Below are 20,355 nucleotides of genomic sequence, written 5' to 3'. Positions count from 1 at the left end.
GGTCAAGTGCCGTTTTGCGGAGATCCTCCACGGCCCCGACCTTTGATCGTCAGCCGCTCGTCGACCCCGATGCGGTCGAGGAACGAAGTGTCGTGACTCACGACGACCAGCGCGCCGCGGTAGGCGCTCAGCGCTTCGACGAGCCGATCGATGCTCGTCAGGTCGAGGTCGTTCGTCGGTTCGTCGAGGACGAGCAGTTGCGGCGGCGGGTCGGCGAGCAGGAGCGCGGCGAGCGCGACGCGGAAGCGCTCACCGCCCGAGAGCACGCGCGCTGGGCGGTCCACGGTGTCGCCGCGGATCAGGAAGCGCGCGAGCCGATTGCGCAGTTCCGCCGGCGGGACAGCGGGTGCCACGCGTCGCACGTTCTCGAGCACGCTCAGGTCGTCATCGAGTGTGTCCTTTCGTTGCGGGAGGTACGCGACCGCAGCGACGAACGCGCTGGCGGTCGTGTTCGACTCGGGGTGTTGCCGCGCGTGCGGGTGGCCGACGAGTTGCTCGAGCAGGGTGGACTTTCCGGCACCGTTGTCACCGAGCAGGGCGATCCGTTCCGGCCCCTGCACGATGCGCTGCCGTCCGGCGATCTCGATCACCGCGATCCTCCGTGACGCCGGCACGTTCGGGTCGGGCAGTTCCAGGTGGATGGACTCGTCGTCGCGGAGCCGGAGCTCCGCCTCCTGTCTCGCGGCGAGCGCGGCCGCTTCCGCATTCGCGGTTGAGACGCGGATGCGTCCGGCGGTCGCCTGCGCCCGGCGCTTGCGACCGCTCGCGATGATCTTCGGGAGCGATTCGGCCGCCTTCGCGCCGGCCTTCGCACGTCGGGCGATATTCGTCTCCGCCTCGATTCGTTGCCGCTTCTCGCGGCGATGGAGCTGCTCGGCATCACGGACTTCCCGCTCGATGGCGTCCTGCTGCACGGCGACGTACGCCTCGTATTCGGCGTAGGTGCCGCCGAACACCGTGATTCCTCCGTCTCGCAGTTCTGCGATCTCGTCGACGTGCTCCAGGAGTTCACGGTCGTGGCTCACGACGATAAGGCTCCCTCGCCAGCCGTCGACTATGTCGAGCAGCAGCCGACGTCCTCGACCGTCGAGGTTGTTCGTCGGCTCGTCGAGGAGCGCGACCGGAGCGCCGCGGAGCCGGATCCCGGCGACAGCGACGAGCACCGCCTCCCCACCAGACAGGGTCGTCACTGGTCGGTCGAGATCGGAGGCGCGGAATCCGACGGACGCGAGCGCCGCCTCCGCTTTCGATTCGATGTCCCAGTCGTCCCCGATCGCGTCGAAAAGGGCCGGATCGGCATCGCCGTCGAGCACCGCTCGGAACGCCGCCAGGGTCGAGCGAATGCCGAGCAGGTCTGCGACCGTGCCACCAGAGTCGGTCTGGAGGCGCTGCGGCAGCACGTCGACCGCTCCCGTTGTGTGGATGGTCCCCTCCGTCGGCGGGAGGCTGCCAGTGATGAGCCGAATGAGCGTCGACTTGCCGGCTCCGTTGCGGCCGACGAGACCGGTTCGACCGCGACCGAACGCGGCGGTGAGGTGCCGCACGACGATGTCGCCGTCCGGCCAGGCGAAGGTGAGGTCGTCGAGAACGACAGATGGATTGATGGGCATGTGGGAGCCTCCCGGAATGCGCGATCGGGCGCACGACACCGGAGCACCACGATGGGTGCAGCGCTCGCGTCAAGCGGGCAAGGTCACGGTGTCAGCGCAGGTGCAGCTGCTGCGGCGTCGCAGTACCGGTGATCGGGCGCAAAGCACATCGCTCTCGGTCGGGGCTCCCCGTGGCCGCCATCCGCGGCGCCGACCGGTCGTCCCGCATCAGCGCCCGCGCAATCGCGACGGGGCCTCAGCACTGTATGCGCGGGGTCGGGGCGGGCGCAAGTGTTTCTCGACAGGGGGCGGGCCGAATCGCCATGATGCTTCAGTTTTTGGCGTGAAAGCCCGGTCGATCGGTTCGGGATTTCATGGCGGCGTGGTGCGCGAGAATCGCTGCGACGGCGACTTGCATGAAGAGGGTGAAGACGGTCAATGCCAGAGTCATCAGGTACACGATGGCATTGATGCTCGCCGCGATAGATCCGGCAGCGAGAACAGTGATGGCGAGTGCCCACCGCTTGAGCGTCGGTAGAGCGGCGCTGTGTCCGGCCTTCCACGCCTGTTCGCTTTGCATGAGCGCTGGAAGCCGAAAACCGATCGCTCGATTTCGTAGCCCGCTCTGTGCTGCCTTTCCAGTGATGTAGAAGCCCCATCCGATCATCGTCAACAGAATCGCGACCGCGATTGCGGGCAAGATGCCGACACTTGCATTCATCATGAGACTCTCTCTCATACTCAGGCCCGCCTTGGCCGGATGCAGAGCCATGGGACGGCATCCCATGGGCGCCACAGTGCGAGAACCAGACCGCCGATCATTGCGAAGAAGAACGCAACACGTCCGATGCTTGCCGCGATTATCAGGTGGAATGTCGCGCCCACGACGATGGCTCCGATTCGGAGGTTCCTACGGCGACCAGCAAGGATGATAGCGGCACCGATAGCTAGCTCAAGGGCAATCGTTCCCCAGGCTACTGCGGCCGCGATATACGGATTCCCGAGCACGTCGAGGCCGACGCGAAGTTCCCCTGGTCGCGCATTGAAGCCTGGGTGCTGAATCCAATACCAGAGCGCTGTTCCTTCCACCCAAGTTGGAGCGGAAAATTTCGCGAGCGCTGAGTTGATGTAAATGAAAGCGACCTGTAGCGGCATCAGAGTTCCTCGGCGCTCCAAATCGATGCCGAAACAGTAGTAGCGGCTCGGGCGGTCTCTACAGGAACAATCACACTGCAGCAGATCAATAAGGCCGTAGAGACGGACGCAGCGAGGGTCTTCCAAGGCGCGAACGAGGCGTGCATCGTGATGCAGGACGTCGAAGGAAACGAGTTCTGCCTCGACTAGGTGGCGCCTCCAACGAACTCCCGAACCTCGGGATCCTCGCCGAGCCGCGCGAGGGTGCTTCGTCCGAGCGCGCTCATCCGGGGCAGCGACTCCCGGTAGTACCAGACGAGACCCATCGACTGCTCGAACGCCCACGCTGCGCCGCGGAGCCACTCGATGTCCGAACTGCCGAGTGCCTGTCGGATGCTGTCGCGTGGTGGCGCGTCGAAGAGGTGCCATGCAGCGATGAGGTCGAGTGCGGGGTCGGCGGGCCCGAACGCGCCTCCATCGAGGACGCCGACGAGACGCTCGCGCTGGACCAGGATGTTCCCCGGAATGAGGTCCCCGTGTGTCATCACATCGGTTCCGGTACGCGGAAGGGTCCGAAGCTGTTTCCAATACGCTGCAAGCCGCTCCACCGGCAGTAGACCTTCGCTCTGCCGAAGGCATTCGGCGACCCACCCATCGGAGTGGGTGAGATCGCCCCCGCGTCCGGCCCGGTCGAAGGTGCGGCCGTGCGTGTCAGGGGCGCGCATGCTGCTGATGAGAAGAATCAGGTCCGCGGCGAGCGCCTCCGACCGCGCGAGGGTCACCGGGTCCGCAACCGCTCCCGGCAGCCAGGTCTGCACGCTCCACGGAAGCGGATAGGCAGCGTCCGGCTGGCCGATTGCGAGTGGTTCGGGCGCCGGGAACGGGATGGCGGAGCCGAGCGCCCGCATGGCTTCGGCTTCAGCAGCCAGTGCCGCACCCAGGGCGACGGGATCTGCCGGTTGCATCGGCATTCGAACCGCAAGATCCTCGCCGATCCGGAAGATGGCGTTCACAGTTCCGTCGACCTGGAGGCGGTGCACCGGACGATCCGCCCACTGCGGGAACTGCGCGCGGACGAGTGCAGCGACGGTCCCCTCGTCAACGCGGAGCTCGTCTGCGTGGACTCGCATCGTCACCGCGCGTGCACCGTGATCGACTGCCAGCCCTCGGCGCCGCCAGGCCCGGGCTGCACATTCTTGCCCGACTGCACCGCACCGTTCACGTTGACCGCTCGCGCACGGAGGGTGTGCGTTCCGGCGCTCGGGGTCCAGCGGAACACCCACTGCTTCCATGTGTCCGCGGATACGGCGTCGGCGAGCGTTGCGGGCTGCCACGCGCCTCCGTCGATCTGAACCTCGACCGCTTTGATGCCGACGTGTGGCTCCCACGCGACGCCGGCGACCGCAACAGTGCTGCCAGCGGCGACCGTCGCCCCGTCGAGGGGTGTGTCGATCCGCGAGGTCAGGTTGATCGGGCCTTCCGGTAGCCATCCGCGGTCGACCCAGTAGCTCGTCGCGTCGGCGAACCGGGTGACCGTCAGCTTGGTCAGCCATTTGGTCGCGGACACGTATCCGTAGAGGCCCGGCACCACCATCCGCACCGGGAACCCGTGCTGCGGCGGAAGCGGTGCGCCGTTCATGCCGACCGCGATGAGCGCTTGGATGCTCGGGTCGGTGAGCGATGCGAGCGGCGTTCCCGCGGTGAACCCGTCGATGCTGGCGCTGAGCACCATGTCGGCGCCCCTCTTCGGTGCGGCACGCGCGAGCAGCGACCGCACCGGATAGCCGAGCCAGGTCGCGTTCCCGACGAGGTTCCCGCCGACCTCGTTCGACACGCAGCTCAGCGTGAGCATGTGCTCCTCGAGCGGCTGCCGAAGCAACTCGTCGAGCGTCATCGTGAATGGGTGCTCGACCATCCCGTCGACGCTGATCGCCCACGAGGCGACATCACCCGTCGGGATCTGCAGCGCCGTGTCGATCCGATAGAAATCGTTCGCCGGCGTCACGTAGGGCGTCAGCCCGGCAATGTGCAGATCCGATCCGGGAGGCACGGGTGCGGCTGCGCGCGCCGGCTTCGGCAGGTGGAACGCACGTCGCGCGGCCTCGGCGGTCGCCGCTGCGGTGAGCCTCGTCTGCGCGACCAGGGCGACGCCGATACCGACGACGGCGGTGCCGACCGACCATGCGAGAAACGTCCGTCGCGAGGTACGAGGCGGCGCTTGGTCGAGTGTGTCCCCGACGCCGAGAAACTCGGCATTCCGCGCACGCGACCCAAGCGCGGCGGCCCGCGGCACGAGCAGCCCGAGCGTGAGGACCGCGAGGATGAGCCCGACGAGCGACGGGATCGCAGCCTGACCGCTCGCGCCAGCGCGGGTGATCGCGCTCGCCGCTGCGAGGACGGCACCGAGCCCGAACAGCGCGACGCCCCGCCCGAGTGCGCGGAGCGCAAGGACGCCGGCGAGCGCGCACAGCACCACCATGACCGCGACGATGAGCACGATCAGCGCACGCTTGTCGCCGGTACCGAACCAGCTGACCATGAGGTCTTTCACGGGCCGCGGGGCGAGATCGATCAGCGCGCCCCCGACGGACACGAGCGGGTTGCCCTGGCCGCCGAGGACCAGCGCTGCGACCTCACCACCGGCGACGAACGCCGCACCGGCGGCGAGACCCGCGAGCGCTGCGAACGCCCGCGCGCTTCGCGTTCGTTCGTCACCCGCACGCACTGCCTGCTCCGTTCGTCGTGCTCGCCTCGCCTTGCTCACCGCTGGGCCGACGAGCGGCCACACGGTATCAACCTTCGTTCGGAGCGGACTGCGCGGGCGATGGTGCTTGTGGACGGGCCCGCGGGGAGGCGACCTACGCCTCGTCGAGCGCGATCACCACCTTGCTCGACACCGCCGGGTTCGCGGCGATGGCGAAGGCCTGTACGGCCTCCCGGAATGGCAGCACATGCGTGACGATCCGGCCGAACTCGGGGTCGCGGTCGAGCATCGCGATCGCGTCGTCGATCTCGTGCACGAATCGGAATGAACCGCGAATCTGCACCTCTTTACTGACGATGCGCGCGATGTCGGCGCCGAGCGGCACCGAGGGCAGCGAACCGACCTGCACGATGATCCCGGCTCGGGCGACCACGTCGACAGCCGCGCCGAGCGCAGCGGGCGCACCCGACGCCTCCACGACGATGTCCGCAGACTCGGGTTCGGGCGTGCGATCACGGAGCGGAAACACATCTGCTGCGCCGAGCGTTCGGGCAAGGTCGAGTGGGGGCTCGAGAAGGTCGGCGACCGTCACGCGCGCCGCGCCGAGCGCGACGGCGGCTCGGGCGACGAGCAGCCCGATCGGTCCGGCACCGGAGACGTGGACGCGCAGCCCGGCAACCGCACCCGCCCGACCGAGGGCGTGGATCGCGACGGCGAGCGGTTCGGCAAGCACTCCCCGTTCGCTCGGGAGGCTCGTCGGCAGTTCCCGAAGCTGCTCCGGCCGCACCCCGACCCGCTCCGCGAAACCGCCCTGCGTGTGCGGGTCGGTGGCGGCGCTGCCGAGGTGACGAGCGTTGGGACAGAGGTGCGGCCTTCCGGCGCGGCACGCGGAGCACGTGCCATCGGGAGTTGCCGGGTGGAGCGCGACGCGCGTTCCGGGCGAGTGTCGTCCGGACGGGTCGCTCTCGACCACGCCGACGATCTCATGACCGAGAATGAGCGGCTGCCGGATGACGAATGCGCCGACCCGTCCCTCCGCGGCGTAGTGCAGGTCCGAGCCGCAAATGCCACCGTGTGTGGGCCGCACAATCGCCGATCCCGCCGGTGGGTCGAACGGGACGTCCTCGATCCGGAGGTCGTCGGGGCCGTGCGCGGTGAGCGCGTGCATGGGTCTCCTGCTTCCGCGGGCGCCGGGAGCGCCGTCGCTGTCCAGGTCTCCATCATCACCCACTCTCCATGTAATGACATAGCGTCAAACTGGCTGTAGCATCGGAGGCGCCCCACGGGTTCGCGTCGCCCGTCACCGTCGAGAGAGTCCTCCACCGCGCCATGACCACCAGCACTGCTGCACAGAGCGACGACGCCGTCGCGTCTGCGGTGCTCGACCTCATCACCATGGGTCGCGTGAGCGTCGACATTTACCCGCAGACCACTGGACCCCTGGAGGGCGTGGAGACCTTCTCGAAGTCGGTGGGCGGCAGCGCGACGAACGTCGCGATCGCGGCCGCGCAGCACGGTCGCAGAACCGCAGTGATCACCCGCACCGGGAACGACCCGTTCGGGCGCTACATCCGACAGACGCTGCCCGGCTTCGGCGTGCGGAACGACTTCGTCGAGACCGTGCCGGATCTCAACACCCCGGTCGCGTTCTGCGAGATCTTCCCCCCGGACGACTTCCCGCTGTACTTCTACCGCGCGCCGAAAGCGCCGGACCTCATGATCACGGCGGAGAGCCTCCCGGTCGACGCGATCAGGTCGGCGCGCATCTTCTGGACCACCGTGACGGGCCTGAGCGAGGAACCGAGCCGCAGCGCACACCACGCGGCATACGCGGCGCGCGGCCGACAGTTCCACACCGTGATCGACCTGGATTACCGACCGATGTTCTGGTCGACCCCTGCAGAAGCGACCGCAGAGGCTGCCGTCGCGCTCGATCACGCCACCGTCGCCGTCGGCAATCGCGAAGAGTGCGCGATCGCGGTCGGCGAGACGGACCCGCTGCGCGCTGCCGATGCGCTGCTGGATCGCGGCGTGGAGCTTGCGATCGTCAAGCAAGGTCCGAAGGGCGTGCTCGCGAAGACGCGCGACGAAACGGTCGAGGTCCTGCCGCATCGAGTCGACGTGATCAACGGCCTCGGTGCGGGCGACGGCTTCGGCGGGGCGATCTGCCATGGGCTCCTCGCCGGGTGGTCGTTGGATCGCGTGATCCGGTTCGCGAACGCGGCCGGAGCCATCGTCACGACCCGGTTCGAATGCTCGACCGCCATGCCGTCGAGCGCCGAAGTTCGGGCCTTTCTCGACGCCGAAGACGCCCGCCGCGACCTGTCCGGCACCGGGAGCGAGACGGGTGGCCCCCATGCCTGAACTCGACTTCGCGGCACTCCGGCAGATCCGCGCCCAGTCGCCGGACCGAATCGCCGAGGCACTCGCCACGCGTCGGCGCCGTCCGCTGCTCGGTGCCGACGGCAAGCTCTTCATCGTCGCCGCCGATCATCCGGCGCGCGGCGCGCTCGCTGTTCGCAGCGACGAATCCGCGATGGCGAACCGGTACGAACTGCTCGCACGCCTCGTTGCCGCGCTGAGCCGGCCCGGGGTCGATGGAGTGCTCGGCACGCCGGACATCCTCGAGGACCTGGTGCTGCTCGGCGCACTCGACGGCAAGGTCGTGGTCGGCTCGATGAACCGTGGCGGTCTCCGCGGCGCCACATTCGAGATGGACGACCGATTCACCGCGTACTCGCCCCGCGCGATCAAGGACGCCGGGTTCGACTTCGCCAAGCTCCTCCTCCGTGTGAACCTCGCGGATCCCGGCACCGCGCGGACGCTCGAAGCAAGCGCTACCACCGTGAGCGAATCGGTCGCGCTGCAGCTGCCGATCATGCTCGAACCGTTCATGTCGACCTGGCAGGGTGAGCGCATCGTCAACGACCTCACCCCGGAGGCGGTCGTCACCTCCGTCACGATCGCGTCCGGTCTCGGCACCTCCAGCGCGTACAGCTGGCTGAAGCTCCCCGTCGTCGACGACATGGATCGCGTGATGGCGGCGACCACACTGCCGACGCTCCTCCTCGGCGGCGACCCGTCGTCCCACCCCCAGGAGACCTACGCGAGCTGGGAACGCGCGCTCTCGCTCCCCGGGGTCCGCGGACTCGTCGTCGGCCGCACGCTGCTCTACCCACCCGACGGCGACGTCGCCGCCGCCGTCGACACCGCAGCCGCCCTCGTCCATCAGAGCGATCCCGCGGGCGCGTCGGCCTCCTCGACCGCGTCGGATGCAGTCGGGCCCACCGTCTCGAATTCGCCAGTGCCCTCCAACTAGGAAGCGAACATGACCAGCACCTCTCCCGCCCCCGCTGCCACGAACACCGATCTCCCCGTCGTCGGCCACTGGATCGGCGGCGCACGCGTCGAGTCCGCGTCCGGAAACACCGCCCCGGTCTACGACCCCGCGCTCGGCGCGATGACCAAGCGGGTGGCACTCGCGAACCAGGACGAGATCGACCGCGCCATCGCGGCCGCGTCGGCCGCCTTCCCGGCGTGGAGCGACCTGTCGCTGACGAAGCGGCAGCAGATCATGTTCGCGTTCCGGGAGATCCTCAATCGCGACAAGGCTGAACTCGCCGAGATCATCACCGCGGAGCACGGCAAGGTGCTCTCCGACGCGCTCGGCGAGATCTCTCGCGGCCAAGAAGTCGTCGAACTGGCGACGAGTATTCCGCAGCTCCTCAAGGGCGAGTTCTCCGACCAGGTCAGCACCGGGATCGACGTCTACTCGATCCGGCAGCCGCTCGGCGTCGTGGGCATCATCTCGCCGTTCAACTTCCCCGCGATGGTGCCCCTATGGTTCCTGCCGATCGCGATCGCCGCGGGCAACACGGTCGTGCTGAAGCCGAGCGAGAAAGACCCATCGGCGGCGATCTGGCTCGCCGAGAAGTTCCAGGAGGCTGGGCTGCCGGACGGCGTGTTCAACGTCCTGAACGGCGACAAGTTCGCGGTCGACGGCCTCCTGACCGACCCCGCCGTCGCGTCCATCTCCTTTGTCGGATCCACGCCGATCGCAAAGTACGTGTACGAGACCGCGACCGCGCACGGCAAGCGCGTCCAGGCGCTCGGCGGCGCGAAGAACCACATGCTCGTCCTTCCGGACGCCGACCTCGACCTCGTTGCAGACAACGCGATCAACGCGGGCTTCGGCTCCGCGGGCGAACGCTGCATGGCCGTGTCGGTGGTTGTAGCGGTCGACAGCATCGCGGATGAACTGATCGCGAAGATCGTCGATCGCGCCGGCAAGCTCGTCACCGGTGACGGCCGACGGGGTGCCGACATGGGACCGCTGGTGACGGAACAGCACCGCGACAAGGTCGCCTCGTACATCGAGGTCGCAGAGCAGGACGGTGCGGTCGTTGTGGTGGACGGCCGCACCGTCCGACCTGATGGGGACGAGAACGGCTTCTGGCTCGGCCCGACGCTGATCGACCGCGTGCCCACCACGAGCCGCGTCTACGCGGACGAGATCTTTGGGCCGGTGCTCAGCGTCGTCCGCGTCGAGAGCTACGACGAAGGACTCGAACTCATCAACGCAAGCCAATTCGGCAACGGCACCGCCATCTTCACCAACGACGGCGGCGCCGCACGCCGATTCCAACGCGAAGTGCAGGTCGGCATGATCGGCATCAACGTGCCGATTCCGGTCCCGGTCGCCTACTACTCGTTCGGCGGCTGGAAGAACTCGCTCTTCGGTGACACCAAGGCGTACGGGCAGGACGGCGTGAGCTTCTTCACCCGGCAGAAGGCGATCACGAGCCGTTGGCTCGATCCCGCATCGCACGGCGGCATCAACCTCGGCTTCCCGTCGAACAACTGAACCGCGGCCAAAGCATCGTGGCAGACGAACAGACCTGGTTCCACCCGGCAGGTTCCCACCCGGAAGACGGCTGGACCGACGTGATCGACGGCAGGATCCCCGGCTGGCAGCACACGGGAATCCGCATCGGCGCGATCGTCGACGGGGGCGAGTTGCGCCTCCCCGAGGATGACGTCGAACGCATCATCGTGCCGCTCGCCGGTTCGTTCCACGTGCGGTTCGACGGGGCAGCGGGCAACGGAGAACAGTCGCTGGAGGGCCGGGCGAGCGTCTTCGAGGGCCCGACCGACACGCTCTACCTCGGCCCGCGGACGGGCGCCACGATCACGGGAGCTGGTCGCGTCGCCGTCGCGGAGGCGCCGACCACGGTCCACCGCGGCGCAGCGTACGTGCCCGTGACGGCCGTGCCCGTCGAACTCCGCGGAGCGGGCCGAGCGAGTCGGCAGGTCCACAACTTCGGCACCCCCGCGGCGCTCGACGCCGCGAAGCTGATCGTCTGCGAGGTCATCACGCCGGCGGGTAACTGGTCGTCCTATCCGCCGCACAAGCACGACACCCTCGTGCCGGGGGCAGAGTCGAACCTCGAAGAGATCTACTACTACGAGACCGCGGTCGAGCGCGGCGCCGATGCTCCGACAGCCGCCGCCCCGTTCGCGCTGCACCGGACCTCCGCGTCGGACGACCGCGCGATCGACGAGTTCCGCGAGGTTCATTCCGGCGATATCGCGCTCGTGCCGTACGGGTGGCACGGCCCCGCCGTCGCCGCCCCGGGGTACGACATGTATTACCTCAACGTGATGGCGGGCCCCGATCCCGAACGGGTGTGGAACATCACCGATCACCCCGCGCACGGTTGGGTGCGCGCGCAGTGGGAGTCCGAAGCGATCGACCCCCGACTGCCCTACACGAAGGAGACCCTGCGATGAGCACCACCCGTCGCATGACCGTCGGCCAAGCGCTCGTCGAGTTCCTCGCGAACCAATGGACCGTTGACGGAAACATTCGCGAGCGGACCATCCCGGGGATCTTCGGCATCTTCGGGCACGGCAACGTCGCCGGGGTCGGGCAAGCGATCAAGCAGCTCCACGAGGACCAGCCCGGTCTGCTGCCCTATCACCAGGCCCGCAACGAACAGGCGATGGTGCACGAAGCCGTGGGGTTCGCCCGAATGCGCCGACGGCGTGCCACATTCGCGGCTGCTGCGTCGGTCGGTCCGGGCGCGGCGAACATGCTCACCGGTGCAGCGCTCGCCACCACGAACCGACTGCCGGCGCTGCTGCTGCCGAGTGACACGTTCTCCACCCGCACGACCGACCCCGTGCTGCAGCAGATCGAGATGCCGCACGACACGTCGCTCCAGGTGACCGACGCCTTCCGTCCGTTGTCACGCTTCTTCGATCGCGTCGAACGCCCCGAACAGCTGTTCTCGATCGCCCTGCAGGCGATGCGCGTGCTCACCGACCCAGCCGAGACCGGAGCGGTCACGATCGCGCTGCCCGAGGACGTCCAGGCCGAAGCGTTCGACGTGCCCGTCGCGTTCCTCCAGCCCCGCGAATGGCATCTGCGCCGACCGCTCCCCGAGCACGGCCCGCTCGCGCGCGCGGTCGCCGCGATCCGCAGCGCGAAGCGACCGTTCATCGTCGCCGGTGGCGGCGTCCTCTACTCCGGCGCGGAGTCAGCACTGCGGGACCTCGTGGACGCCACCGGGATCCCGGTGGGCACCTCGCAGGCGGGCGGCGGATCGATGCCGTGGGACCACCCGCAGTACCTCGGCGGCGTCGGCGCGACCGGCACCACCGCGGCCAACCGCACCGCCGCAGAAGCGGACGTGGTGATCGGGATCGGAACCCGGTACAGCGACTTCACCACCGCCTCCCGAACGGCATTCCAGAACCCCGACGTGACGTTCGTGAACATCAACGTGGCCGCGTTCGACGCCTACAAGCACGGCACGCAGCTGCCCGTGATCGCCGACGCACGGGAGGCCCTGGTCGCCCTCCAGGAATCCCTCGTCTCGTTCACGGTCGACGCGCCGTACGCCGACGCGATCGCGGAGCGGAAGCAGGCGTGGGACCGTGTCGTCGATGCCGCGTTCGAACCGTCCGGTCTTGCGCTGCCCGGTCAGACCGAGATCATCGGCGCCGTGCAGTCGGCCACTGACCCGACGGACGTCGTGATCCAGGCGGCCGGCTCCCTGCCGGGCGATCTGCACAAACTGTGGCGGGTCCGCGACCCGCTCGGGTACCACGTCGAATACGCGTTCTCGTGCATGGGCTACGAGATCGCCGGTGGCCTCGGCGTGAAGCGTGCGGCTCCGGAGCGCGACGCGATCGTCATGGTCGGCGACGGGTCCTACCTGATGCTGCACACGGAGCTCGTCACCGCTGTGGCGGAGGGGCTGAAGATCGTTGTGGTCCTCATCCAGAACAACGGGTTCGCGTCGATCGGGCACCTGTCCGAGACGGTCGGTTCCGAGCGGTACGGGACGAAGTATCGGTTCCGCGACGACACCGGCTCGTTCGAAAACGGCGAACCGCTGCCCGTCGACCTTGCGGCGAACGCTCGCTCCTACGGGGTGAACGTGATCGAGATCGAGCCGACCGCGAACGCGATCGACGACCTCCGCGCTGCCGTGCGTTCCGCAAAAGCGTCGGATCGCACGACCCTGATCCACATCAACGCCGACCCGCTCCGGTACGCACCCGACGGCGAAGGCTGGTGGGACGTCCCCGTCGCGGAGACATCGACGCTCGCGAGCACGCAGCGCGCCCGTGCCGAGTACGAGCAGCAGGTCACCGCACAGCGCCCCCTGCTCGGCTGACCGCCAGCCCATCTCCCCTCGCCTTCCCGTCTCCTCCGTCTCCTCGACGCCACTTCGACCGCACCGCACAGAAAGACACCGACGCATGACCGACACCGCGCCCGCCGCCGACGACGACGCCCCAGCGGGTTCCGCCACTCCGAGCATCCGCATCGGCACAGCGCCCGATTCGTGGGGTGTCTGGTTCGCGGACGACCCGAAGCAGGTGCCGTGGCAGCGGTTCCTCGACGAGGCCGCCGCAGCGGGCTACAAGTGGATCGAGCTCGGCCCGTACGGCTACCTGCCGACCGATCCCAGCCAGCTGTCCGACGAGCTCGAGTCGCGCGGACTTCGCCTGTCTGCCGGCACGGTCTTCACCGGATTCCACAAGGGCGATGACCAGTTCCAGCGTGCGTGGGACCAGGCCGTCAAGGTTGCCGGACTCGCCGCGAAGCTCGGCGCTGAACACCTCGTCACGATTCCGGATCTGTGGCGCTCTGACGCGACCTCGGAGGTGCTCGAGCCGCGCACGCTGACCGACGAACAGTGGTCGCGCCTCGGCGCCGGTCACGACCGGCTCGGCAAGGCTCTGCTCGAGGAGTTCGGGGTGCACCAGCAGTTCCACACCCACGCGGACAGTCATGTCGGCACCTACACCGAGACGGTGCGGTTCCTCGAGGTCACCAACCCCGAATACACCAACCTCTGCCTCGACACCGGGCATTTCGCGTACTACGGCGGCGACAGCCTCCGCATCATCGGTGCGTTCCCGGAACGCATCGGCTACCTGCATCTGAAGCAGGTCGACCCGAACCAGCTGTTCGACGTGCTGAAGAACGATGTGCCGTTCGCCACCGCAGTCGCGAACGGGATCATGATCGAGCCGCCACAGGGCACGCCCGATCTCGCGCCGATCATCGAAGCTGTTGCGCGTCTCAACCCGAACATCTTCGGGATCGTCGAGCAGGACATGTACGGCTGCGCCGTCGACGTGCCCGGCCCGATCGCCACCCGCACGTTCGAGCACATCCTCGGATCCACCTCCGCCGCCCGCGCCGCCTGAAGGAACCAGCACAGTGAGCACTGACAACCTCCGCGTCGCCGTCGTCGGCGCCGGCCAAATGGGCGCCGACCACGTGCGCCGCATCACCGCGAAGATCTCGAACGCCGACGTCGTCGCGATCGTCGAGCCCGACCAAGGGCGTGCCGCCGCGGCGGCGGCGCTCGCGCCGGGTGCTATCGCCGCCGCCTCGTTCGACGAGGCGCTCGACGCAACCGCGATCGACGCGGTCATCATCGCGACGCCCGGCTTCCTGCACGAGCCGATCCTCGTCACCGCACTCGAGCGCGGGCTCATGGTGCTGTGCGAGAAGCCGCTGACCACGTTGGCCGAGGACTCGCTTCGCATCGTCGAACTCGAACAGCAGCACGCGAGCCGTCCGGTGATCCAGGTCGGGTTCATGCGCCGCTTCGACGCCGGATACAAGGAGCTCCTCGCGCTCCGGGAATCCGGCGCGAACGGCGCGCTCCTCGCCCTGCATCACGCACACCGGAACCCGACGACCCCGCCCAACTACGGCGAGGACATGCTCATCAAAGATTCGGTGATCCACGAGATCGACATCATCCCGTTCCTCACGGGTGAGCCGATCATGTCCGTCGAAGTGAAGAAGCCGCGCTCCAACTCGCTTGCGCCGGCCGGACTGCCCGAGCCGCAGTTCGTCCTCTTCACGACCGAATCGGGCGTGCTCGCGATCGTCGAGATCAGCGTCAACGTGCAGTTCGGCTATCAGGTCACGACCGAGGCGGTGTTCGAGTCCGGCGTCGCGTACATCGGCCGCGAGACCTCGCAGACCGTCGTATCCGCCGGTCTCTCGGCGCAGCCGATCACGCCGTCGTACAAGGAGCGATTCAGCGCCGCCTACGACGAAGAGGTGCAGCGCTGGGTCGACGCGGCCCGCGGCGGCGGGATCGACGGTCCGAGCGCCTGGGACGGCTACACCGCGTCGGTCGTCGCCGAGGTCGCCGTCCGCGCACAGCAGACCGGCGCGCTCGAACCCGTCGAGTACGCGGTCACGAAACCGACGTTCTACGACGAGGTCTTCGCCGTCGCCGCGGGAGACCGCGCATGACCGCCGCACAGCCCGCGGCCGCCCAGACAGCACCTGTGCAGACCGCACCTGCCCAGGGACCAGCTGGCTCGGCCGCCCAGAGCACCGACTCGCGTCCGGTCACCCTTCAGGCGGTCGAGCAGACGCCGACCGCGCTGTGGAACGACTCTGCCGACCCCCGCGAACTCGGTACCGCGATTCGCGAGTTCGGTGCAGTCGGTGCGACCTGCAACCCCGTCATCGCCTTGACCTGCATCCGGCAAGACCCGGAGACCTGGCTGCCGCGCCTGCGCGAACTCGCCGCCGAGCACCCGACCGCAACCGAAGCCGAGCTCGGCTGGAAGGCCGTCGAGGAACTGTCCGTGACAGCAGCCGCGATGCTCCTGCCCGCATTCGAATCATCCGGCGGGCGGAACGGGAGGCTGTCGATGCAGACCGACCCGCGCCTCCACCGCGACAAGAACGCGCTCGTCGAGCAGGCAGAGCGGTTCTCGCAGCTCGCGCCGAACATCATCGTCAAGATCCCCGCGACGAAGACTGGGATCGCCGCGATCGAAGAGGCCGCGTACCGAGGCGTGTCGATCAACGCGACCGTGTCCTTCACCGTGGCGCAGGTCGTCGCCGTGGGCGAGGCCATCGAACGCGCGCTCGACCGTCGTGCGGCGGACGGCCTTCCCGATCGGGAGTTCGGACACGTGGTCACGCTGATGGCGGGGCGGCTGGACGACTGGCTGAAAGCGGTCATCGCCCGGGACCGGATCATGATCGACCCGGGTTACCTCGAGTGGGCCGGGGTCGGAGCGGTCAAACACGCCTACCGGATCTTCCGGGAGCGCGGATTCCGCTCACGCGTGCTCGTCGCCGCGTTCCGGAACCCGATGCAGTGGTCCGAGCTGCAGGGCGGCGACCTTGTCATCTCGCCGCCATTCCAGTGGGCGAAGGACATCAACGACAACGCGGTCCCGTTCCGCCCGAACGCGATCGACGACGACGTCCCGTCGCATGTACTCGACGCGCTCCGGGCCGCAACACCGGAGTTCGCGAAGGGCTACGACGCCGACGGCATGACCATCGACGAGTTCGACGCATTCGGCGCGACCGTCCGCACGCTTCGGCAGTTTCTGCAGGCCGACGCGGACCTCGACGCACTCGTGCGCGACGTGCTCGTGCCGGCGGTCTAGCGGTCAGCTGCGCCCGTCAAGCTGCCCCGGCCCCCGGCCCCCGGCCCCCGGCCCCCGGCCGTATAGCCGCGGTCAGCCACGCCCGACGGGCTCATAGGCGGCAGCGACGACACGCAGCACGCGTGCCATCTCGGCAGCCGCCGGCGACAGCCGCGCACGCCGCCGCTGCACCAGCACGATCCGTCGCGCTGGCGCATGCGGCGTGAGCTGCAGCGCCCGAACGTCCCCGCGCAGCGTCGCGAGCGACAGCGTCGGCACGAGCGCAACACCCATGCCGATGGCGACCATCGCCTGCACCTCCTGATAGCCGCGAGCCTCGAAGCTCACGACCGGCTCGAACCCGGCCTGCTCACACGCATCCCGTAGCACCGCGCGAACCTGCGGCGACGCGCGAATGATCCAGTGCTCATGCGCGAACTCCTCAAGCCGAACGCTTGGCCGCGAGGCCGCCGGATGATCCGCCGGCACGAGCAGCACGCTCGGATCCTCCCGCAGCGGCGTCGTCACCAGCGGCTGCTCCTGCTCAAGATGCTCACTCTCCCGCTCCCACATCACCGCCAGCTCGACCTCACGCGCCAGAAACATGCCGCGCAACTCCGAGATCTGCGCACTGTGCACCGACAACGCCACCCCGGGGTGCGCCGACCGGAACGCCGAAATCGCATCCGGCAGGAACGATTCCGTCACCGTCGGAATCGTTCCCAACCGCAACGACCCGCTCTGGAGGCCCTCCAGATCCCGCAACTCCCGTTCCGTTGCCGACACCAGCATCCGCACCGACGCCGCATGCTCCGCGACGATGCGCCCAGACGGGGTGAGGGACACGCCGCGCGGGCCGCGCAGAACCAACGGTTGGCCAGCCTCCCGCTCGAGTTGCGCGATCTGCTGCGACACCGCCGACACGGTCAGATGCAGCGCAGACGCCGCCGCAGTCAGCGACCCCACCGCGGCAACCTGCTCGAGAATCAGCATCCGACGAACATCGAGCGACATGCGCGCAGCCTACCCAGCCTCCAGCAGAACTGAAAGCGGCTCCATGTTTTTCATCTGGTGTGAATCCTGCCCACCCTCCACCATTGCTGCATGGCAACGACGACAGGTTGGACGGAACTTCCGGCGGTGTGGATCCGCGGCGGCACAAGCAAGTGCTGGCTGTTCGACGCGGATCGTCTCGCCGAAGCCGACCTGCCCGCCGACACGATCCTCGAAGCAGCGTTCGGCGCCGCTGACCCGCGGCAGATCGACGGGGTCGGCGGCGCATCGTCCACCACCTCGAAAGCGATGATCGTCCGCCGCTCACGCACGCCGAATGTCGACGTCGACTACACGTTCGCGCAGGTCGGCATTGGGCAGCGGATCGTGGAGTGGGGCAGCAACTGCGGCAACTGCGCGACCGCCGTCGGCCTGTACGCAGTGCAGCAGGGTCTCGTCCCCCCGGACGAGGACCGCACGGTCGTCCGCATGCTCAACACGAACACCGGGGCCCGGCTCGACGCCGTCGTCGCGACACCGGGCGGCCGCGTTCCGCACACCGGCGCGCAGACCGTTCCCGGCGTCGTCGGCACGGGCGTCCCCGTCGGGCTGCGCTTCCTCGCTCCGTTCTCCCGCGCCGGCCGGCCGACCCTCCCGACCGGACGTCCGGCCCAGCTCATCGACGCGGCTGGCCGCAGCGGCACCGTCACGATCGTCGACGCGGGCGCCATCTGTGCGCTGATCGACGCCGAGTCCATCGGGCTCCGTGGGAATGAGTCGATCGACGAGATCACGGCAGAGCTGGAGGCCCTCATCACGTTCCGCAGGCACGCGTCGGTGGCCGCGGGCCTCAGCCGCACGATCGAGGAGGCCGCCGACGCGGTTCCGAAGATTGGCATCGTCGCCCCGCCAACGGACTACCGCACGACGACGGGCGAGCTCGTCAGCGCCGACGACTACGACCTCTCGGCACGCATGCTGTCGATGTTGCAGCCGCACCCCGCGATCGGACTGACCTCGGCGGTTGCGCTCACCATCGCCGCCGACCACGCCGGCACGGTCGCGAACGCCGCCGCCCGGCGCGGCGATGCGAACGTGCTGCGAATCGGGACACCATCGGGCGTCGTCACCACCGAGATCGAACGCGACGAGCATGGCGCGGTCGTCGCCGTCGTCCTGTGGCGTGCCGCGCGCCGGCTCGCGACCGCGCAGCTCGAGGTGCCCTTGCCCGCCGTCGCGCTGACCTCCGCAGGAGCCCCAGGCGCCGCAGGAGCGCCGGCCGCCGCAGAAGCCCAAGCCGCCGCGCGCTCAGTCTTCGCCGACTCGGCCGCCTGACCCCGCGTCACCGACTGAGACTTCACCCCAGCCCACTTCACCCCACCCGACCCCAGCCAGACAGCTATCAAGGAGGATAGATGCTCAACCAAGCTACGGTGGCGGCCCGCCTGGACCGCCTACCCATCACGCGAACGCACCGGGTGGTGCTCGTCACGCTCGCCGTCGTGTTCCTGTTCGAATTCGGTGACCTCAACACGTTCGCCTACGTGGCACCGGTGTTGACGAAGACGCTCGGGTTCAGCGTCGGAACGATCGCGTTCGTCACGTCGGCTGGGTTCCTCGGCATGTTCGTCGGCGCGGTCTTCGGTGGCCGCTTCTCCGACGCGATCGGCCGTCGTCGGGCGCTGATCGTCGCGACGGCGGTGTTCTCGGTCGGCTCGCTGCTGAACGCGGCCGGCTGGAACGAGGCGAGCTTCGCCGTGATCCGCTTCATCACCGGTGTCGGCCTGTCCGCGATGACGGTCGCCGCCACCACGTACGTGTCTGAGACGATGCCGGCCGCGCGGCGAGGCCGCATGCAGGCAGCGGTGATGGCGATCGGCTTGTTCGGCATTCCCGTTATCTCGTTCGCGGCGCGCGGGATCATCCCGATCAGCGCTGAAAGCTGGCGGTTCGTGTTCGTGATCGGCGCGCTGGCGCTGCTCGCGATCCCCGGCGTGGTGCGGATGCCGGAGAGCCCGCGGTGGCTGCTCCGCCACGAGCGGGCCGATGCAGCGGATCAGGCGCTACAACGGTTCGAGTCGGGCGCCGGTCAGCTCCCACCGCTGCCGCAGCAGCCGTCCGTCGCACCGTCGACCGTGACGGTGTCGCTGACGGCAGTGCAGCAGTCCGGCTCGCGCTACCGTGCGCTGTTCAGCGGTCTGACCGGGCGTCGCACCCTGTTCCTGTCGGTCGTGTGGATTTTCCAGACCCTCGGCTTCTACGGTTTCACCTCGTTCGTTCCGACGCTCCTCGTGGCCCACGGATTCTCGCTCGTACACTCGATCGGCTTCTCCGCGCTGACGACGCTCGGGGCTGTTCCCGGTGCGCTCCTCGCCTGGCCGATCTCGGATCGCTTCGGCCGCAAGATGCCGCTCGTGATCGTGTGCCTCGCAACGGCGGCGAGCGGTTTCCTGTACGGGCTGACGTTCAGCGCGGTCGCGATCGTCATCTTCGGCTTCTGCGTGAACATGCTCATCCAGACGTTCGCCGCGCTGCTGTACACGTACACGCCGGAACTGTTCCCGACCGAGGTCCGCAACTCCGGCACCGGGTTCACGTACGGCATCGGCCGGCTCGCGAACATCGGCGGCCCGTTCATCGTGGCGGCACTGTTCGGTTCGCTCGGCTACAGCTCGGTGTTCATGTACATCGCGCTCTGCTGGCTCGTCGTCGCGGTGAGCATCGCCGTGTTCGGCCCCCGCACCGGCAAGGTCAACCTCGAGGACCTCAACGAGCGTCGCGAGCCCGACGAACGACTGCGGCAGCCCGCGGGCGCGGCAGTCGCGCGCAGCACCGACGCAACCGTCTGATCGGACGCGACCACGGGCCTCCGGTGTGGAACTGGAGGCCCGTGGTGCGTCACCAGCACCCGCGCGCGCACCGCGGACCAGCAGTAATCCGCGCCAGCGCAGCGCTCACGCACAACCCCCACCTCCGCGCACTCCCCGTCGAAAGGATCCC

16 protein-coding genes are annotated in these 20,355 nt (G+C 68.6%); 10 read left to right on the top strand and 6 right to left on the bottom strand.

Annotated elements, in window-relative coordinates; translation table 11 throughout:
- Positions 1-2: 2 nt before the first annotated feature.
- The 5 genes from CAM01S_RS13730 to CAM01S_RS13710 form a co-directional block, all read right to left on the bottom strand.
- Positions 3-1,610 carry an ABC-F family ATP-binding cassette domain-containing protein gene (locus tag CAM01S_RS13730; RefSeq protein ID WP_066522975.1) on the bottom strand — a complete coding sequence of 536 codons (1,608 nt, stop codon included), beginning with the start codon at positions 1,608-1,610 and terminating at the stop codon, positions 3-5.
- A gap of 310 nt (positions 1,611-1,920) precedes the next feature.
- Positions 1,921-2,361, bottom strand: a complete 441-nt coding sequence (locus CAM01S_RS13725; protein WP_169795882.1) for an SdpI family protein — start codon at positions 2,359-2,361, stop codon at positions 1,921-1,923.
- A gap of 568 nt (positions 2,362-2,929) precedes the next feature.
- The gene (locus tag CAM01S_RS13720) at positions 2,930-3,853 is read right to left on the bottom strand and encodes a phosphotransferase (protein ID WP_066522967.1); all 924 of its coding nucleotides are present in this window, start codon (positions 3,851-3,853) and stop codon (positions 2,930-2,932) included.
- 2 nt (positions 3,854-3,855) lie between these two features.
- Positions 3,856-5,511, bottom strand: coding sequence for a molybdopterin-dependent oxidoreductase (locus CAM01S_RS13715; protein ID WP_245631653.1), 1,656 nt, complete (start codon positions 5,509-5,511; stop codon positions 3,856-3,858).
- 70 nt (positions 5,512-5,581) lie between these two features.
- The gene (locus tag CAM01S_RS13710; protein ID WP_066522965.1) at positions 5,582-6,595 is read right to left on the bottom strand and encodes an alcohol dehydrogenase catalytic domain-containing protein; all 1,014 of its coding nucleotides are present in this window, start codon (positions 6,593-6,595) and stop codon (positions 5,582-5,584) included.
- A gap of 161 nt (positions 6,596-6,756) precedes the next feature.
- Here CAM01S_RS13710 and iolC point away from each other — a divergent pair, with 161 nt between their 5' ends.
- The 8 genes from iolC to CAM01S_RS13670 all read left to right on the top strand — a co-directional run bounded on the left by iolC (position 6,757) and on the right by CAM01S_RS13670 (position 16,383).
- Positions 6,757-7,791 carry a 5-dehydro-2-deoxygluconokinase gene (iolC, locus tag CAM01S_RS13705; protein WP_066522964.1) on the top strand — a complete coding sequence of 345 codons (1,035 nt, stop codon included), beginning with the start codon at positions 6,757-6,759 and terminating at the stop codon, positions 7,789-7,791.
- Positions 7,784-8,746, top strand: a complete 963-nt coding sequence (locus CAM01S_RS13700; protein WP_066522961.1) for a class I fructose-bisphosphate aldolase — start codon at positions 7,784-7,786, stop codon at positions 8,744-8,746. The genes iolC and CAM01S_RS13700 overlap by 8 nt, the downstream gene beginning before the upstream one ends.
- Before the next feature lie 9 nt (positions 8,747-8,755).
- Entirely contained in the window at positions 8,756-10,291 is a 1,536-nt protein-coding gene (locus CAM01S_RS13695) for a CoA-acylating methylmalonate-semialdehyde dehydrogenase (protein ID WP_066522960.1), read from the top strand.
- A gap of 14 nt (positions 10,292-10,305) precedes the next feature.
- Entirely contained in the window at positions 10,306-11,217 is a 912-nt protein-coding gene (gene iolB / locus CAM01S_RS13690) for a 5-deoxy-glucuronate isomerase (protein ID WP_373277715.1), read from the top strand.
- Positions 11,214-13,112: a 3D-(3,5/4)-trihydroxycyclohexane-1,2-dione acylhydrolase (decyclizing) gene (iolD, locus tag CAM01S_RS13685; RefSeq protein WP_066522955.1), complete on the top strand. Its 1,899-nt coding sequence runs from the start codon at positions 11,214-11,216 to the stop codon at positions 13,110-13,112. The genes iolB and iolD overlap by 4 nt, the downstream gene beginning before the upstream one ends.
- 85 nt (positions 13,113-13,197) lie before the next feature.
- On the top strand, positions 13,198-14,154 hold the full coding sequence (locus CAM01S_RS13680) for a sugar phosphate isomerase/epimerase family protein (RefSeq protein ID WP_066522952.1): 957 nt from the start codon (positions 13,198-13,200) through the stop codon (positions 14,152-14,154).
- 13 nt (positions 14,155-14,167) lie between these two features.
- Entirely contained in the window at positions 14,168-15,223 is a 1,056-nt protein-coding gene (locus CAM01S_RS13675) for a Gfo/Idh/MocA family protein (protein ID WP_281176714.1), read from the top strand.
- Complete coding sequence (locus CAM01S_RS13670; protein WP_083528073.1) at positions 15,220-16,383, top strand: transaldolase family protein; 1,164 nt, start codon at positions 15,220-15,222, stop codon at positions 16,381-16,383. Before CAM01S_RS13675 ends, CAM01S_RS13670 begins: the two co-directional genes overlap by 4 nt.
- A 72-nt stretch (positions 16,384-16,455) precedes the next feature.
- Here the strand turns inward: CAM01S_RS13670 and CAM01S_RS13665 are convergent, their stop codons facing one another.
- The gene (locus tag CAM01S_RS13665; protein WP_066522948.1) at positions 16,456-17,376 is read right to left on the bottom strand and encodes a LysR family transcriptional regulator; all 921 of its coding nucleotides are present in this window, start codon (positions 17,374-17,376) and stop codon (positions 16,456-16,458) included.
- 90 nt (positions 17,377-17,466) lie between these two features.
- On the opposite strand from CAM01S_RS13665, the gene CAM01S_RS13660 reads away from it, so the two are divergent.
- Together CAM01S_RS13660 and CAM01S_RS13655 are read left to right on the top strand one after the other, a co-directional pair.
- Complete coding sequence (locus CAM01S_RS13660) at positions 17,467-18,690, top strand: PrpF domain-containing protein (RefSeq protein WP_083528072.1); 1,224 nt, start codon at positions 17,467-17,469, stop codon at positions 18,688-18,690.
- A gap of 80 nt (positions 18,691-18,770) precedes the next feature.
- Positions 18,771-20,204 carry an MFS transporter gene (locus CAM01S_RS13655; RefSeq protein WP_083528071.1) on the top strand — a complete coding sequence of 478 codons (1,434 nt, stop codon included), beginning with the start codon at positions 18,771-18,773 and terminating at the stop codon, positions 20,202-20,204.
- The last annotated feature ends 151 nt before the right edge of the window (positions 20,205-20,355 follow it).

Source organism: Curtobacterium ammoniigenes NBRC 101786, from assembly GCF_001571045.1.
In the GTDB taxonomy this organism is placed as follows: Bacteria; Actinomycetota; Actinomycetes; order Actinomycetales; family Microbacteriaceae; genus Curtobacterium; species Curtobacterium ammoniigenes.
The sequence above is the reverse complement of the archived record's forward strand: the minus strand, read 5'-3'. Positions and strand labels throughout refer to the sequence as shown.